15 protein-coding genes are annotated in these 15,540 nt (G+C 62.7%); 9 read left to right on the top strand and 6 right to left on the bottom strand.

Going from position 1 to position 15,540, the window contains the following annotated elements; all coding sequences use genetic code 11:
• Positions 1-237 precede the first annotated feature (237 nt).
• The 3 genes from ccoS to DXT74_RS17825 all read right to left on the bottom strand — a co-directional run bounded on the left by ccoS (position 238) and on the right by DXT74_RS17825 (position 3,651).
• On the bottom strand, positions 238-423 hold the full coding sequence (gene ccoS / locus DXT74_RS17835) for a cbb3-type cytochrome oxidase assembly protein CcoS (RefSeq protein ID WP_194426640.1): 186 nt from the start codon (positions 421-423) through the stop codon (positions 238-240).
• Positions 423-2,858 carry a heavy metal translocating P-type ATPase gene (locus DXT74_RS17830; RefSeq protein WP_081556715.1) on the bottom strand — a complete coding sequence of 812 codons (2,436 nt, stop codon included), beginning with the start codon at positions 2,856-2,858 and terminating at the stop codon, positions 423-425. The genes ccoS and DXT74_RS17830 overlap by 1 nt, the downstream gene beginning before the upstream one ends.
• A gap of 127 nt (positions 2,859-2,985) precedes the next feature.
• Positions 2,986-3,651 carry a 7-cyano-7-deazaguanine/7-aminomethyl-7-deazaguanine transporter gene (locus tag DXT74_RS17825; protein ID WP_194426639.1) on the bottom strand — a complete coding sequence of 222 codons (666 nt, stop codon included), beginning with the start codon at positions 3,649-3,651 and terminating at the stop codon, positions 2,986-2,988.
• Between the two features lie 173 nt (positions 3,652-3,824).
• Between DXT74_RS17825 and DXT74_RS17820 the strand changes: the two genes are divergently transcribed.
• Positions 3,825-4,811: an NAD(P)H-quinone oxidoreductase gene (locus DXT74_RS17820; protein ID WP_194426638.1), complete on the top strand. Its 987-nt coding sequence runs from the start codon at positions 3,825-3,827 to the stop codon at positions 4,809-4,811.
• A 217-nt stretch (positions 4,812-5,028) separates the two neighbouring features.
• Here the strand turns inward: DXT74_RS17820 and DXT74_RS17815 are convergent, their stop codons facing one another.
• Complete coding sequence (locus tag DXT74_RS17815) at positions 5,029-6,336, bottom strand: hypothetical protein (RefSeq protein WP_194426637.1); 1,308 nt, start codon at positions 6,334-6,336, stop codon at positions 5,029-5,031.
• A 120-nt stretch (positions 6,337-6,456) separates the two neighbouring features.
• Positions 6,457-7,332, bottom strand: a complete 876-nt coding sequence (locus DXT74_RS17810; protein WP_194426636.1) for a hypothetical protein — start codon at positions 7,330-7,332, stop codon at positions 6,457-6,459.
• 139 nt (positions 7,333-7,471) lie between these two features.
• On the opposite strand from DXT74_RS17810, the gene typA reads away from it, so the two are divergent.
• Complete coding sequence (typA, locus tag DXT74_RS17805; RefSeq protein ID WP_194426635.1) at positions 7,472-9,292, top strand: translational GTPase TypA; 1,821 nt, start codon at positions 7,472-7,474, stop codon at positions 9,290-9,292.
• Positions 9,293-9,351: 59 nt separating this feature from the next.
• Here the strand turns inward: typA and DXT74_RS17800 are convergent, their stop codons facing one another.
• Complete coding sequence (locus DXT74_RS17800) at positions 9,352-10,389, bottom strand: nitronate monooxygenase family protein (RefSeq protein WP_194426634.1); 1,038 nt, start codon at positions 10,387-10,389, stop codon at positions 9,352-9,354.
• A gap of 115 nt (positions 10,390-10,504) precedes the next feature.
• Between DXT74_RS17800 and DXT74_RS17795 the strand changes: the two genes are divergently transcribed.
• From DXT74_RS17795 to DXT74_RS17765, 7 genes are all read left to right on the top strand, one after another.
• Positions 10,505-10,696 carry a hypothetical protein gene (locus DXT74_RS17795; RefSeq protein ID WP_019103093.1) on the top strand — a complete coding sequence of 64 codons (192 nt, stop codon included), beginning with the start codon at positions 10,505-10,507 and terminating at the stop codon, positions 10,694-10,696.
• Between the two features lie 145 nt (positions 10,697-10,841).
• A complete protein-coding gene (gene rpsB, locus DXT74_RS17790) occupies positions 10,842-11,570 on the top strand; it encodes a 30S ribosomal protein S2 (protein ID WP_019102339.1) in 729 nt (242 codons plus the stop codon).
• A gap of 69 nt (positions 11,571-11,639) precedes the next feature.
• On the top strand, positions 11,640-12,506 hold the full coding sequence (gene tsf, locus DXT74_RS17785; RefSeq protein WP_019102340.1) for a translation elongation factor Ts: 867 nt from the start codon (positions 11,640-11,642) through the stop codon (positions 12,504-12,506).
• Positions 12,507-12,598: 92 nt separating this feature from the next.
• Positions 12,599-13,318: a UMP kinase gene (gene pyrH, locus DXT74_RS17780; RefSeq protein WP_019104408.1), complete on the top strand. Its 720-nt coding sequence runs from the start codon at positions 12,599-12,601 to the stop codon at positions 13,316-13,318.
• Positions 13,319-13,394: 76 nt separating this feature from the next.
• A complete protein-coding gene (gene frr / locus DXT74_RS17775) occupies positions 13,395-13,952 on the top strand; it encodes a ribosome recycling factor (protein WP_043639935.1) in 558 nt (185 codons plus the stop codon).
• A 79-nt stretch (positions 13,953-14,031) separates the two neighbouring features.
• Positions 14,032-14,721, top strand: coding sequence for a polyprenyl diphosphate synthase (gene uppS, locus DXT74_RS17770; RefSeq protein ID WP_231138351.1), 690 nt, complete (start codon positions 14,032-14,034; stop codon positions 14,719-14,721).
• Between the two features lie 3 nt (positions 14,722-14,724).
• A complete protein-coding gene (locus DXT74_RS17765) occupies positions 14,725-15,531 on the top strand; it encodes a phosphatidate cytidylyltransferase (protein ID WP_194426632.1) in 807 nt (268 codons plus the stop codon).
• The last annotated feature ends 9 nt before the right edge of the window (positions 15,532-15,540 follow it).

The raw sequence follows: 15,540 nt of genomic DNA, 5'->3' as shown, positions 1-15,540 counted from the left end.
GGCGCCGGGCCAGGCGGATCCAACGATTATTAGATGATGATTAGCTAATATTGCTCAAGGTGCGCGATTTTACAGCAAAAATCGGAGAACGAAAGCGATTGAAGCGCTTTGTCCTTGATTTTATTCGATTTGGGTGAGGGTTCGGTCCGCTGCGGGACAATGGGGCGCACCGCGGCGGGTCGGAAAAAACCGGCGCACGGACGGCGCCGGGAGTGGTTTGGACGGGTGGACGGCGCTTTAATCGCCGCGCGGAGCATCGCCACTGCCGCCGCCGTCCTTGGGCTTGTCGTCGTCCATCAGAATGCGATGCGCCGGGCCTTCCATATCGTCGAACTGGCCGTTGCGGGTGGCCCACCAGAAAATGCCGCCGATGACGAAGGCCAGCACCAGGCTGAGCGGAATGAGCAGATACAGGCTTTCCATCAGGATTTCCGTTTGACCAGTCGGAGGGCGTTGCCGACTACGATGAGAGAGCTGGACGCCATGCCCAGGCTGGCGATCCACGGCGTAACGTGGCCGGTGATGGCCAAGGGCAGCGCCACGATATTGTAAGCGGCGGCCCACCACAAGTTTTGACGTATCACAGACAAGGTCTTGCGAGACAGTTCGAACGCGTTGGCGATCAGCCCCAGCCGGTCGCCAATCAGCACCATGTCGCCGCTGGCGCGCGCCACGTCGGTGCCGCCGCCCATGGCGATGGACACGTCGGCCTTGGCCAGCACCGGCGCGTCGTTGATGCCGTCGCCCACCATCAGCACGCGCTTGCCGGCGGCTTGCAGCCGGCCGACGTAGGCCAATTTATCCTCCGGCGCGGCGCGGGCGATATGCGCGTCCATGTCCAGCTGGCGCGCCAGATTGGAGACAGGGCCGTCGCCGTCGCCGCTGAGCAGATGCACGCGCAAGCCGCGCTGTTTCAACTGGCGCAGCAGCGGCGCGGCGTCGGCGCGCACGGCGTCGCCGATGGCGAACATGGCGACCAGTTCCGTTTCGTCAGCCAGCGCGATCAGGGTTTTGTCGCCGTGCCAGTCTGCGGAAGGAAGAGGGCAGCCGCCCAACTGAGCGGCGATGAATTCCGGCGAGCCTATGCGCCAGTCGCGGCCGTTCAGCCGGCCGCTCACGCCTTGACCCGGATGGTTGCGCAGCGCTTCCGCGGCCTGGTGCGGGCCGTCGCCGGCGGCGGCCAGCAGCGCGCGCGCCACCGGGTGCTCCGAACCCTGTTCCAGCGCCGCGGCCGTGGCCAGCGCCGCCGCCGCGTCGCGGCCGGGGGCGGTCCAGCTGTCCAGCAGCCGCATGTCGCCATGGGTCAGGGTGCCGGTTTTGTCGAAGACCACGTCGCTGATCTTGGGCAGGGTCTCCAGCGCGTGGCCGCGGGTGGTCAGCACCCCCAGGGCCGCCAGGTGGCCGGAGGCGGCGGTCAAGGCCGCCGGGGTGGCCAGCGACAGCGCGCAGGGACAGGAAATCACCAGCACCGCCACCATGATCCATAGCGCGCGGTCCGGTTCGATGTAGTGCCAGCCCAGGTAGGTGCCGGCCGCGGCCAGCAGCAGCAGCGCGACGAACCAACTGGCGAAGCGGTCGGCGATCACTGCCAGCCGCGGTTTTTCCGCCAGCGCCTGGTCCAGCAGCCGCACGATGCCGGCCAGCCGGGTGTCCTGGCCGGTCTGTTCCACCCGCACCACCAGCGGGCTGGCGGCATTGACGCTGCCGGCGATCACCGCTGCGCCGGCGTCTTTGGTCACCGGGCGGCTTTCGCCGGTCAACAGCGCTTCATTGCTGGCGCTATGGCCGTCCAGCACCAGGCCGTCGGCGGGAATGGTCTCGCCGGGTTTGACCAGAATCACGTCGCCGGGGCGCAACTGCGCCACGGTGGTTTCCTCGCTTTGGCGGTTATCCGGCCAGCCGGTCAGGCGATGAGCGAAGGCGGGGATCAGCTTGACCAGGCTTTCCGTGGCCTCGCCGGCTTTGCGCCGGGCGATGCCCTCCAGGTAGCGGCCGCCCAGCAGCAGGAACACGAACATCGACACCGAGTCGAAGTAGACGCCGTGTTCCACTTTGTTGATCAGCGCCCAGAAGCTGGACAGGAAGGCGGTGAGGATGCCGATGGTCACCGGGGTGTCCATGCCCACGCGCCGGGTTTTGAGGTCGCGCCAGGTGGCGCGGTAGAAGGGCACGGCGGAGTAGAGCACCACCGGCAGAGTCAGGATGAAGCTGGACCAGTGCAACAGCCATAGAAAGTCCGGCGTGATCTCGCCGTCCGGCGCCAGATAGATAGGCACCGCGTACATCATCACCTGCATCATGGACAGGCCGGCGGCCCACAGGCGGTTGATCGCCTGCTTGCGTTCTTTCTGGTTCAGCGCTTCTTGGCGCTCGGCGTCGTAGGGGTGGGCGCGGTAGCCGATGGCGCTGACCGCTTCCAGGATGGCGGACAATTGGACCCGGCTATTGTCCCAGCGCACGCGAGCGCGATGGTTGCTGTAATTGATGTCGACGCTGACGATGCCGGGCAACTGGCGGATGTGCTGCTCGTTGAGCCAAACACAGGCGGCGCAGGTGATGCCTTCCAGCATGAGGGAGGCTTCTCGCAGGTTTTCCGCTTCAAAGCGCACAAAGCTGCGCTGCAGCTCGTCGGAATCGTAGAGTTTGATCTGCTCCAGCAACTCGCGCGGCACCGGCTCGGCCTGGCGCGCCCCTTCGGTGCGGTGCTGGTAGTAATCGGACAGGCCGGACTGGATGATGGTGACCGCCACCGCTTGGCAGCCGGCGCAACAGGTGGGCTGATCGACTTCGCGGTATTTGACCGGGAACTGGACGTCGGGCGGCACCGGCAGGCCGCAATGGAAGCAGTTTTCACTCATGATGGCCGATTGTAATCAATCCGGCCGTGTTTGGCTTGTGTCGGCGCGTTGGAAAAGGCCGTGTCAGCCCCCATCTGCTGGGGGCGTTTGATCTGAAGGCGGGGCGGTTCAGATCGTGGACACGTTCTCAGGCCGCGCGCAGCTGCGGCTCCACGCCGCGCAAGCTCAGTTGCTTCAGGATGCGGTTCAGGATCACGCCGTACATGGGCAGGAAGAACAGCAGGCAGATCAGTAATTTGAAGCTGTAGTCCACTAGTGCTATTTCCACCCAGTTGGCGGCCATGAACGGGTCGCTGCTCTGGTAGAAGGCAATGAAGAAGAAGGCCAGCGTGTCGCTGATATTGCCGAACAACATGGCCGAGGCCGGAGCGATCCACCAGGTTTTCAACTGTCGCAAGCGGTTGAACACCTGCACGTCCAGGATTTGGCCCAGCGCGTAGGCGGCGAAGCTGGCGACGGCGATGCGGGCGACGAAAAGGTTGAAGCTGGCCAGCGCGGCGGCGCCTTGCCAGGCGCCTTGGTAGAACAAGGTGGAGATCAGGTAAGAGATAGCCAGTGCCGGCAACATCGCCGCGAAAATGATGCGACGGGCAAGCTGTGCGCCGAACACGCGCACGGTCAGGTCGGTGGCCAGGAAGATGAACGGAAAGGTGAACGCGCCCCAGGTGGTGTGGAAGCCGAACACGGTGATGGGCAGTTGGACCAGATAATTGCTGGACGCGATGATGGCAATGTGGAACAGAGACAGCCACAGCAGCGCGGACAGCCGCTGTTGGCGGGTAAAGCTAAACATGATGTCGGCCTTTTTGTTTGGATTGGGGTGAGGGAACCCAGTGTTGCGAGACGGTAGTCCTGCCTCGGTCCGACGCACGGTATCCAGGCAAGGGCCGAAATCATACTCGTCCAAGCCCGGCTTGGCAAAGTTTTGTATTGCTAATCAGTTGTTTGTCAGTGGAAGGGGGACGTATGTTGGCAGTTGTGCAGTCGGCTCCAGGCGGAGTCGACACCCTGCAGGTGGACGAAATCGCGCCGCCGCTTCGGGGCGCCGGGCAGCTATTGGTGCGGGTCATGGCCGCGGGCGTCAATCGCGCCGATCTGGCGCAGCGCGCCGGACATTATCCGCCCCCGCCGGGCGCCAGCCCCATTCTGGGTCTGGAGGTGGCCGGGGTGGTGGAAGAGGCGGACGCGGGTTCGCGTTTCCAGCCCGGAGATGCGGTGTTCGGCCTGATCAGCGGTGGCGGCTACGCGGAATACGCGGTGCTGGAAGAGGCCCTGGCCATCGTCAAGCCGGACTGGCTGTCCTGGGTGGAGGCGGCCAGCCTGCCAGAGGCCTGGATGACGGCCTGGTTCAATCTGGTGGAAAAAGCCGGCTTGCAGGCCGGAGAGACTGTGCTGGTGCACGCCGGCGCCAGCGGCGTGGGCGCGGCGGCAATCCAGTTGGCTGGTCTATTGGGCGCGCAGGCCTACGCCAGCGCGGGCAGCGAGGAGAAGGCGGCGTTTTGCCGCGAGTTGGGCGCGGTCCAGGCGTTCAACTACCGGCAGACGCCGGCCTTCGGGCCCATGGTCAAGGACTGGGGAGGCGTCGACGTGGTGCTGGACCCGGTGGGCGCCAGCTATCTGAACGATAATCTGTCGGCCTTGAAGCCGGATGGGCGGTTGGTCAATATCGGCCTGCTCGGCGGCGCCAAGGCGGAGCTGAATCTTGGGGCGCTGCTGATGAAGCGCATCGCGCTGATCGGTTCCACGCTGCGGCCGCAGCCCTTGGAAGTGAAGGCGCGCTTGGCGCGGGCGGTGGAAGCCCGGATTTTGCCGGCGCTGGAGCAGGGCAAGCTGCGCCTGACGCTGGATTCCAGCTACCCCTTGACTCAGGTGGCCGATGCGCACGCCTACGTGGAGGCCAACCGCAATCTGGGGAAGGTGGTGTTGACCTTGTTTCCGGTGGTGGCGGGCTGAGGCACTGTTTACGATCTGCTGCGCGTCGTGAGACGCGACACGGTGAGTGCCGCTTCGAAATGCTCATGTGCCGCATGACGATTCCGTTTTCTCAGCGGTTCTCGCCTTGTCTCGCTCTTGCTTGCGAGATCGTCAACACGCTCTGAGAGGCGCGTTGAACGAAAAAGCGCGCCCAGATGGGCGCGCCGGTTTGTGTGTGACTTCGGGCGGAGCGGGTTTAGCCGTGCATCCGGTTCAGCTGGCGCGCGATGATGTCGTGGTTCAGCCACAGCACCGGGCCGGCGGGCGCGGCGGCTTCGTGGAACATCAGCGGGCCGGTGGCGTCGATCACCAGGCTGCTCAGGTAGTCGGTGATCAAGGCCTTCTTGTCCTGGTGCATATCCACGATGGCGTCGGACGTGCCTATCATCACCTCGGCCAGCTCCGGGCTGTTCGGCATCGGCCAGGCGTCGAAATTGCGGAAGCCGCGCATCACCTCGCCGCTATTGAGCGCGTCTATCTTCTCCAGTACCTCTTCCAGCGTGTGGCCGTCCTGCAGCAGGGCGGCGCAGGCTTGCCATTGCGCGTCGGCCCAAGCGCCGCCGTCCTCGCGTTTCAAGGCGCGCAGCAACGCCAGCAGCGGCAGCTCCACGCCGACGAAGATGTCCGAGGAGTTGGTGCGGATTTCCGGGCAGTTGAACACCGTGGCCTTGACGCCCTGTTCCCAGGCGGCGCGGGCGATGTTTTCCAGGCGCATCTTGGCGTAGCCCTGGGTGTAGTTGGTATAGGTCTGCCACTGGTAATCGCCGTCGATCAGGATCTCGGTGCCGTGGTAGCCGTAGGCGGTGTAGCGCACCTGACCGCCTGCGGCTTCCAGCCGGCCGCGCAGCGCCGCGCTGCCGTCTATCAGGTGCTGGAAGGTGTTGGCGGTGACTTCGTCGAAGTTTTGCAGGATCAGCTTGCCCAGATCGCTGTCCAGCAGCGCCTGGGTGGACAGGAAGCGCTCGCCGCGGCCCTTGTAGACGCGGTTGGCGATGGCCAGGAAGACCTTGGCTTTGGGAATGCCGCCGGCCATGGTGTGGGCGAAGAACACGTTGCGGCCGTCGTCGATCATGGCGTCCAGCTGGGCCATCGCCTTGGCAACCCCATCCTTGAAGCGCTGCACGCCGATTTGGCGGCATTGTCCGATGTGAGCCCAGTCCAGTTTGTCGTCCTGCCAGCTTTTCAGGGTCAGGGAGGCCAGCAGCTCGGTCGGCGTCGGCGAGCCATCCTGGTCAAAGCCGGCCATCAGCGGCACATTGATCACGCGGCCGCCCAGATTGGCTTCGGCCGCGGCCAATTCTTCCTCGTTCAGCGGGCGTAGTTGGTTGTTTTCGTCGCGGCGGCCCACGGTCATGCCGATGATGTCCATGCCGGCCTTGCGCGCTTCATTGATCAGGCCGTTGGCGTAGCCGCGGCCGAACAGTTCGCCGAACAAGACGAAAACGTCGCCGGGGCGGAACAAGTTGCTTTGCGGAAGTTGTCTCAGGGCGCTTGTTTGAGCCATATCTTTCAGTCTTTCTCGATGAGGGCCGGCGCGGCGCGTGCTGGCGGGGCCGGTCGCTTGGATATATTGGAGTGATTGCTCGGATCGGGGGCATTTTACCCGCGTTCCGGTTTCAGGTGTTCAGTTGGACGGCAACGGCGACAGCGCTTCTATCAGCGCCACTTCCTGCGCATAGCTGAGCGCCTTCATCTTGGTTAGGAGCTTTTCCCCATCCACTTTCCACTGCTGATCCAGTTCTTCCTCGATGATGCGCGCCTCCACCGCCAGCCACACGCCGCGGCAGGCGGCGGCGTCGTCGAAATGCACGCCTTTCAGTACTTGGGCGATCAGGTGCAGTTCCGGGTCGCTGAACTGGCGCGACAGCAGCGCCTGTTCGCGACGCACGATCTCGGCGTAGCGGTCGCAAATCTGCCGTACCCGCGCGGCGTCGCCGTAGTGGGCGGGCTCGTCGGCCGGAGCGCTCAGCGCGCCGTGCTGGAACCAAGCGTCCAGGGCGGGTTTCAGTTGCGGCAGGTCTTCGTGCCAAACGCGGGTCAATGATTCGCGGAAGCGGGCGTTGTCGGTGAAGGACAGTTCGTCGAAGGGCATGGCCGGCACCACGCCTTCGTCCAGCGCGCGCTTGCCTACCCAGATCCGGCCTTCTTCGTCGCGGCTGACCGCGGCGCGCCAGACCGCCTGCTCTTCAGTGGCCAGGTTGTCGACATGGATTTCGATGTAGGGCGGGGCGATGTCCTGCTCCTCGTCCTCGGTGACGAAGCGCAGCGTGATGTCGAACAGGCTGTGCTTGGCGATCTCCAGCAGTTGCAGGCCGTCTTTGTGGCCGGCCAGCAGGTAGCGGTCGCCATTGTCGTAGACGGCCACGTCTTCTATGTCCGCGGCCGGCTTGATCAGCGTGGCGGACAAGGCGTCTGCCAACTGGTTGGCGTCGTTGTACTGGACAGCGTAGCCGGTGCGGTAGGCCTCGTGTTCTTTCCATAAGGCGTTCCAGTCGTACATAGCGCGTTTCCTCGTCGAAAATCGGTTTGCCGCGCAGTGTACGCAAAAGCCCAACGCTTGTCGCCCGCCGGAATTTTTGGTAGGGACTGTTTTTTGTGCTATTATCCAGCGATTTTTCTGTATCCATCCTCCTCCAAAAATGACCCGACAAATTCGCAATATCGCCATCATCGCCCACGTCGACCATGGCAAGACCACGCTTGTAGACCAACTGCTGCGTCAATCCGGTACCTTCCGCGAGAACCAGCAGGTGGACGAGCGTGTAATGGACAGCAACGATCTTGAAAAAGAACGCGGCATCACCATTCTGGCCAAAAACACCGCCATCGAATACGAAGGCGTGCACATCAATATCGTCGACACTCCGGGACACGCCGACTTCGGCGGCGAAGTTGAGCGCGTGTTGGGCATGGTGGACGGCGTGCTGCTGTTGGTTGACGCCGTAGAAGGCCCGATGCCGCAAACCCGTTTCGTCACCAAGAAAGCGCTGGCGCTGGGTCTGCGCCCGATCGTGGTGATCAACAAGGTGGATCGTCCGGGCGCGCGTCCGGACTGGGTGGTGGATCAGACTTTCGACCTGTTCGACAAGCTGGGCGCGACTGACGAACAGCTGGACTTCCCCATTATCTACGCTTCCGGCCTGAACGGTTTCGCCAAGCTGGAGCTGGAAGAAGAGTCCGACAATATGCGCCCGCTGTTCGACACCGTGCTCAAGCACGTGCCGACCCCGCCGGGCAGCGCCGACGCGCCGCTGCAACTGCAGATTTCCGCGCTGGACTACTCCACTTACACTGGCCGCCTGGGCGTGGGCCGCGTGCTGAACGGCCGTATCAAGCCGGGTCAGCAAGTGGTGGTGATGAACCATGACGATCAAGTGGCTTCCGGCCGCATCAACCAGGTTCTGGGTTATCAGGGCCTGGACCGCGTTCCGGTTGAAGAAGCCGAGGCGGGCGACATCATCATCATCTCCGGCATCGAGGATATCGGCATCGGCGTGACCATTTGCGACAAAGAGCAGCCGGTAGGCCTGCCGATGCTGTCCGTGGATGAGCCGACGCTGACGATGGACTTCATGGTGAACTCCTCGCCGCTGGCCGGCACCGAAGGCAAGTTCGTGACCTCGCGTCAAATCCGCGATCGTCTGACCAAGGAACTGCTGACCAATGTAGCGCTGCGCGTGGAAGACACCGGCGACTCCGACGTGTTCCGCGTGTCCGGTCGTGGCGAGCTGCACCTGACCATTCTGCTGGAAAACATGCGTCGCGAAGGCTTTGAAATGGCCGTGGCCAAGCCGCGCGTGGTGTTCAAGGAGATCAACGGTCAGAAGTGCGAGCCGTACGAAAACCTGACCATCGACCTGGAAGACGATCACCAGGGCGGCGTGATGGAAGAAATCGGTCGTCGCCGCGGCGAACTGACCAATATGGAATCCGACGGCAACGGCCGCACTCGCCTGGAATACCATATTCCGGCGCGCGGTCTGATCGGCTTCCAGTCCGACTTCATGACCATGACTCGCGGCACCGGCTTGATGAGCCACGTGTTCGACGACTACGCGCCGGTCAAGCCGGATATGCCGGGCCGTCACAACGGCGTGCTGATCTCGCAAGAGAACGGCGAAGCGGTGGCTTACGCGCTGTGGAAGCTGGAAGACCGCGGCCGCATGTTCGTGGCCCCGGGCGAGAAGCTGTACGAAGGCATGATCATCGGTATTCATAGCCGCGACAACGATCTGGTGGTGAACCCGGTCAAGGGCAAGCAGTTGACCAACGTGCGCGCCTCCGGCACCGACGAAGCCGTGCGTTTGACCACGCCGATCAAGTTGACCTTGGAGTCCGCGGTGGAGTTCATCGACGACGACGAGTTGGTGGAAATCACGCCGAAGTCCATCCGCATCCGCAAGCGTTATCTGAACGAATCGGATCGTCGCAAGATGGCCAAAGCCAACGCCGCGTCCTGATTCACGCTGGCCTTGCAAAAACCGCCGTTCCCTTAATGGGGGCGGCGGTTTTTTATTTGTCAGAGGTCCAGGGCGGCGAGTCTTTGCCGGCAGGTGTGTGCTTCGGTCAGGATGCGCTCAAATAACTCGGCGACGCCGGGCACATCGTCGATCAGGCCCTGGGCCTGGCCAATCAGCTGCACGCCTTTGTCGTGGTCGCCGTCCTCTATCGCTAGCCGGATGGATTCTGTGGCGGCGCCGAACTGCGCCAGTTGCCGCAGTGCTTGGGGTTGGCTCAGCAGGCCGCCCAGCACGACTTTGGCGATGGGCATGCCCAGCTTGCGCGCGGCGGCGCTGGCGCGCCAGGCGGCGGCCAGCAGGCTAAGCGGCTTGCGCGTGGCTTGGCGAGCGGCGGGGGTGTCCATCACTCGGCACCACAGGCCGTCGAAGTTCTTGGAGTACAAGGTGTCGGCCACGCCGCGTTGCCGAATCATCTCCTTGGTGCGCTGGTGCACAGGGCTTTCCTTGCTCATGGCCAGTCGCGTACCCATTGCCACGGCATCGGCGCCCAGCGCCAGCGCGGCAATCAGTCCCTGGCCGTCGGCAAAGCCCCCGGCTGCGATGATGGGCAAGGTGCTGGCCTTGCGGATGGCCGGGATCAGTGCCAGCGAGGTGACGGCGCCGCCGTGGGCGGCGGCCTCGTGGCCGGTGACCAGCAGGGCGTCGGCGCCGGAGGCTTCCGCCGAGCGCGCGTGCTTTTCCGTCACCACGGTGGCGATGGTCTTGCCGCCGTAGGGGTGAGCGCGTTCAATCAGCCAATCGCCCTTGCCCAGCGAAAAATTGATCACAGGCACGCGTTCTTCCAGGGCGACCATGGCGTTTTCCTTGGCGCCTGGCATCATGAGCGTGCAGCCGACGCCAAAGGGCCGGTCGCTCAGTTCGCGTACGCGGCGGATGGCTTGTCGCGTCAGTTCCGGCGTCAGCGGGCCGGTGGCGAGTATGCCCAGGCCGCCGGCGTTGCCGACGGCGGCCACCAGTTCCGGGGTGGCGATGTAGCTCATGCCGGGGCAGATTAGCGGGCGCTGGATGTCGAGCAGTCGGGTAATGGCGGTTTGCATGGGGCGGGGCTCGCTTTACAATATCGGTCGGTCGAGGGTTGGCGGGCGCAATGGGCTGGACCCGGCGCTGTCATTGTTGTCGGCTTTGCCGGAAAATTCAAACGATTGTTTAAATATGCTGCTGATCGTGTTGCTGGGCTGGCTTTACGTGGTGCTGATGCTGGCGGTGGCGCAGCACAGCGTGCTGGCTTCGCTATCCATCTTGTTCTTTCTGGGCGTGCTGCCCACCTTCTTTGTGGCGCGGATGACGCGGCGCAAACTGCGCCGTCAGCGTGAAAAAGCGCGCGAGGCGCGCGACGAGGCTTGAGCGGATCGCCGTCCGGTGCTAGAATCCCGCGTCCCTTGCCATACTGGCGGGGGAAAATCATCTATTACGCACATCCGCGCCAAAGGGTGCCTCGGTTCGAGGTTGTCTGCGCGGATGGAGGCTTAACCCTTTAAGGAGTTTTTGCATGTCCACCAACGTTACCATGCGTCAAATGCTTGAGGCCGGCGTTCACTTCGGCCACCAAACCCGCTTCTGGAACCCGAAGATGGCTAAGTACATCTTTGGCAGCCGCAACAAGATTCACATCATCAACCTGGAAAAGACTCTGCCGCTGTTCGTGGAAGCCCAGGATTATGTGCGTCGTCTGGCCGCCAACAAAGGTTCCATCATGTTCGTGGGCACCAAGCGTCAGGCTCGTGAGATCGTACGTGAAGAAGCTGCCCGTTGCGGCATGCCGTTTGTTGACCACCGCTGGCTGGGCGGCATGCTGACCAACTACAAGACCGTGAAGCAGTCGATCAAGCGTCTTGAAGAGAAGCGCGCCATTCTGGAATCCGCTGGCGATACCGGTTACAACAAGAAAGAACTGCTGGACCTGCAACGCGAAGTCGACAAGCTGGAGCGTTCGCTGGGCGGCATCAAGGATATGAAGGGCCTGCCGGACGCCATCTTCGTTATCGACACTGGCTACCAGAAGGGCACCATCGTCGAAGCCAAGAAACTGGGCATCCCGGTTATCGGCGTTGTTGACACCAACAACACCCCGGACGGCATCGATTACGTGATCCCGGGCAACGACGACTCCAGCCGCGCCATCCGCCTGTACGCTCGCGGCATGGCCGACGCGGTGCTGGAAGGCCGCGCCCAGTCTCTGCAAGAGATCGTGGCTGCTGAATCGGCTCAAGCCGAGTAAGCAGACGAAAAGGGGGCGCAAGCCCCTTTTTTTAGACCCACGTAATCAAAATCATTAGGAGTGCGAAGTATGGCGGAAATTACCGCAAAAATGGTTTCGGATCTGCGCGCGGCTACCGGCCTCGGCATGATGGAATGTAAAAAAGCTCTGGTGGAAGCCGAAGGCGACGCAGCCAAAGCTGAAGAAATCCTGCGCATCAAGTCCGGCAACAAGGCTTCCAAGATGGCTGGCCGCGTGGCTGCTGAAGGCATCATCGGTTCCTTCGTTGAAGGCGGTGTTGGCGCCCTGGTGGAAGTCAACTGCGAAACCGACTTTGTTGCCAAGGACCCGACCTTCCTGGCTCTGGCCGCCGCTGCCGCCAAGGCTGTTGTGATCGCCAACCCGGCTGACGTGGAAGCACTGTCCGCTGTGGAAATCGACGGCCAGTCCGTTGAAGACATCCGCAAGGCCGCCATCGCCAAGCTGGGCGAGAACATGACCATCCGTCGTTTCGTTCGCTACCAGACCGAAGGCGCTATCGCCACCTACCTGCACGGCGCCAAGATCGGCGTGATCGTCGACTTCGCCGGCGAAGAGCAAGTGGGCAAGGACGTGGCTATGCACATCGCCGCTTCCAAGCCGATCTGCGTGTCCAAGGATCAGGTTCCGGCCGAAACTCTGGAACAAGAGCGCAAGATCTACACCGCGCAGGCCGCCGAATCCGGCAAGCCGGCCGACATCGTCGCCAAGATGGTGGAAGGCCGCGTCAACAAGTTCCTGGCCGAAGTGACCCTGATGGGCCAACCCTTCGTCAAGAACCCGGACGTGACCGTTGAAAAGCTGCTGGCCGAGAAGAAGTCCTCCGTCAAGGCGTTCGCCATGTTCGTAGTGGGCGAAGGCATTGAGAAGAAAGTAGTAGACTACGCCGCTGAAGTGGCTGCAGCCGCCAAGCTGTAAGATCTCAGTCGCGAGACGTATTGACGGCACCCTGCCTGCAGGGTGCCGTTTTGCAAACTAAAAACCGAATATCCAGCCAAACCGAGGTTACCATGAGCCAAGTTCCTGCCTATAAACGCATCCTGCTGAAACTGTCCGGCGAAGCCCTGATGGGCGATGACAACTATGGCATCAACCGCACCACGATCGAGCAGATCGTGGGGCAGATCAAGGAGGTGGTGGAGCTTGGCGTGCAAGTGGGCGTGGTGATCGGCGGCGGCAATATCTTCCGCGGCGTGGCGCCGGCTGCTGCGGGCATGGACCGGGCCACCGCGGACTATATGGGCATGATGGCGACGGTAATGAACGCGCTGGCGCTGAAGGACGCGATGACCAAGGCTGGGTTGATCGCGCGCGTGCAGTCGGCGCTGACCATGCAGCAGATCGCGGAGCCTTATGTGCGCGGCAAGGCCATGCAGTACCTGGAGGAGGGCAAGGTGGTGATCTTCGCCGCCGGCACCGGCAACCCCTTCTTCACCACCGACACCGCCGCGGCGTTGCGCGGCATGGAAATGAACGTGGACATCATGCTGAAAGCCACCAAAGTGGATGGCGTGTACACGGACGACCCGAAAAAGAACCCGGACGCGATACGTTATCAGACCTTGACCTTCGACGAGGCGATCTCGCGCAATCTCAAGGTGATGGACGCCACCGCCTTCGCGCTGTGCCGCGACCAAAACCTGAACATCAAGGTGTTCAGCATCTTCAAGAGCGGCGCGCTGACCCGGGTCGTGCTTGGCGAAGACGAAGGCACGCTGGTACACTGCTGAGTTTGAAAATTGCTGAAGGCGAAAGCGGCAATGGCCGTTTTCGCCTTGTCTTTTTAAGTTTCGATTTGGAGTAGACATGATTAACGACATCAAGAAATCTGCCGAGCAGAAAATGCAGAAGTCGCTGGAAGCGTTTAAGACCGACCTGAGCAAAGTACGCACCGGTCGCGCCCATACCGGCATTCTTGATCATGTCATGGTGGACTACTATGGCAGCGACGTGCCCATCAGCCAGGTGGCCAACGTGACGCTGGTGGACGCGCGTACGATCGGTGTGCAGCCCTGGGAAAAACCGATGCTGGCCAAGATCGAAAAAGCGATCCGCGACTCCGACCTGGGCCTGAACCCGGCCTCCATGGGCGAGATCATCCGCGTGCCGATGCCGATGCTGACCGAAGAGCGTCGCAAAGACCTGATCAAGGTGGTGCGCGGAGAAGCCGAAGGCGCGCGCGTGGCCGTTCGCAACATCCGCCGCGACGCCAACAACGAGTTCAAAAACCTGCTCAAAGACAAGGCCATCACCGAAGACGACGAGCGTCGCGGCCAGGATGACATCCAGAAGCTGACCGACAAATACACCGTCGAAATCGATAAGGTCCTGGCAGCCAAGGAAGCCGACCTGATGGCCGTCTAAGGAGCCCCGCGTTTTGTTTGCAAGCTCTACCAAGGATGTGCCGGAGGTGCGTTCCGTGCCGCGGCATATCGCCATCATCATGGATGGCAACGGTCGTTGGGCCAAGAAGCGTTTTTTGCCGCGCGTGGCCGGCCATAAGCGCGGCCTGGACACCGTGCGCGAGATCGTCGGAGCCTGCAAGGAGTTGGGCGTCGAATGTCTGACCCTGTTCGCGTTCTCCACCGAGAACTGGCGGCGTCCGCAGGAGGAAGTCTCCTTTCTGATGGACCTGTTCATTCGCGCGCTGGAGCATGAGGTGAGCAAACTGCACAACAACAATATCCGCTTGCGGGTATTGGGTTCTCGCGAGCGTTTCAGCGCGGATCTGCAGGAACGCATCCTGCGCGCCGAGGAAAAGACCGCCGGCAACGATGGTCTGGCCTTGAACATCGCCGCCGATTACGGCGGCCGTTGGGATATCCTCAACGCGGTCAATAGCCTGATCGCCGAGGGCGTCACTCATATCGACGAAGAGGCGCTGACCCGGCGTCTGTCGATGCCGTGGGCGCCTGAGCCGGACCTGTTCATCCGCACAGGCGGCGAGCAGCGCATCAGCAACTTCCTGCTGTGGCAGTTGGCTTATTCCGAACTGCACTTCACCGAAACGCTGTGGCCGGACTTTGATCGCGCGGCGCTGGAAGCCGCCATCGCTTCTTACCAGTCCCGTGAGCGCCGCTTTGGACGCACCAGCGAACAATTGCCCGAGCATCTGCGCCGGGATGGGCGCTAAGCCATGCTGCTGACACGCGTTCTGACCGCCCTGGTGTTGTTGCCGCTGATGCTGGCGGCCTTGTTTCTATTCCCGGCTGAAGCCTGGGCCGGTTTCTCCTGGCTGATCATCGTGCTGGCCTTGTGGGAATTCAGCCGCATGGCCGGCATGGCGGGCGCAGGCAAATGGCTGTATCTGGCCGTCAGCAGCGCGCTGGCCGCGGCGGCTTGGTTCGGCCATTACCGGCTGGGCCTGGTTGAGCATGCGATGACGCTGGCGTTCTGGTTGTTGTTGGTGCCGTGCTGGCTGGCCAAGCGTTGGCGCATCCGTCAGGGCGCGACGGCCTGGCTGCTGGGCTGGCTGCTGATGTTGCCGGCCTGGTTCGCCTTTCTGGAATGGCGGCCGCATCCCGGCGCGGCGGACGCCTTCGCCTTGCTGGCGGTGATGGGCCTGGTGTGGGTGGCGGACATTGCCGCTTACTTCTCCGGCAAGGCTTTCGGCCGTCGCAAGCTGGCGCCGTCCATCAGCCCGGGCAAGAGCTGGGAAGGGGTGTACGGCGGCGTGATCTGCGTGGCCCTGTACGTGGCGCTGGTGGATCATCTGGGCTGGATAGACATCGGCTTGCCGATTTGGGCGCTGTTGCTGTTGGCGCTGCCGCTGAGCGCGGTCAGCGTGATGGGCGATCTGCTGGAATCCTGGTTCAAGCGCGCGTCGGGGATCAAGGACAGCAGCAGCTTGTTGCCCGGTCACGGCGGCGTGTACGACCGTATCGACAGTCTTATCGCCGTCCTCGCCGTCAGCAACGCGCTGCGGGCTCTGGGCGGCATGTAACCGCAGGAA

The sequence above is a fragment of the Chromobacterium sp. Rain0013 genome, from assembly GCF_015291765.1.
Taxonomy (GTDB): domain Bacteria; phylum Pseudomonadota; class Gammaproteobacteria; order Burkholderiales; family Chromobacteriaceae; genus Chromobacterium; species Chromobacterium haemolyticum.
The sequence above is the reverse complement of the archived record's forward strand: the minus strand, read 5'-3'. Positions and strand labels throughout refer to the sequence as shown.

Coding starts and splice junctions, on each gene's coding strand:
- ccoS (WP_194426640.1), bottom strand. CDS start 423: ATGGAAAGCCTGTATCTGCTCATTCCGCTCAGCCTGGTGCTGGCCTTC.
- DXT74_RS17830 (WP_081556715.1), bottom strand. CDS start 2,858: ATGAGTGAAAACTGCTTCCATTGCGGCCTGCCGGTGCCGCCCGACGTC.
- DXT74_RS17825 (WP_194426639.1), bottom strand. CDS start 3,651: ATGTTTAGCTTTACCCGCCAACAGCGGCTGTCCGCGCTGCTGTGGCTG.
- DXT74_RS17820 (WP_194426638.1), top strand. CDS start 3,825: ATGTTGGCAGTTGTGCAGTCGGCTCCAGGCGGAGTCGACACCCTGCAG.
- DXT74_RS17815 (WP_194426637.1), bottom strand. CDS start 6,336: ATGGCTCAAACAAGCGCCCTGAGACAACTTCCGCAAAGCAACTTGTTC.
- DXT74_RS17810 (WP_194426636.1), bottom strand. CDS start 7,332: ATGTACGACTGGAACGCCTTATGGAAAGAACACGAGGCCTACCGCACC.
- typA (WP_194426635.1), top strand. CDS start 7,472: ATGACCCGACAAATTCGCAATATCGCCATCATCGCCCACGTCGACCAT.
- DXT74_RS17800 (WP_194426634.1), bottom strand. CDS start 10,389: ATGCAAACCGCCATTACCCGACTGCTCGACATCCAGCGCCCGCTAATC.
- DXT74_RS17795 (WP_019103093.1), top strand. CDS start 10,505: ATGCTGCTGATCGTGTTGCTGGGCTGGCTTTACGTGGTGCTGATGCTG.
- rpsB (WP_019102339.1), top strand. CDS start 10,842: ATGTCCACCAACGTTACCATGCGTCAAATGCTTGAGGCCGGCGTTCAC.
- tsf (WP_019102340.1), top strand. CDS start 11,640: ATGGCGGAAATTACCGCAAAAATGGTTTCGGATCTGCGCGCGGCTACC.
- pyrH (WP_019104408.1), top strand. CDS start 12,599: ATGAGCCAAGTTCCTGCCTATAAACGCATCCTGCTGAAACTGTCCGGC.
- frr (WP_043639935.1), top strand. CDS start 13,395: ATGATTAACGACATCAAGAAATCTGCCGAGCAGAAAATGCAGAAGTCG.
- uppS (WP_231138351.1), top strand. CDS start 14,032: ATGGATGGCAACGGTCGTTGGGCCAAGAAGCGTTTTTTGCCGCGCGTG.
- DXT74_RS17765 (WP_194426632.1), top strand. CDS start 14,725: ATGCTGCTGACACGCGTTCTGACCGCCCTGGTGTTGTTGCCGCTGATG.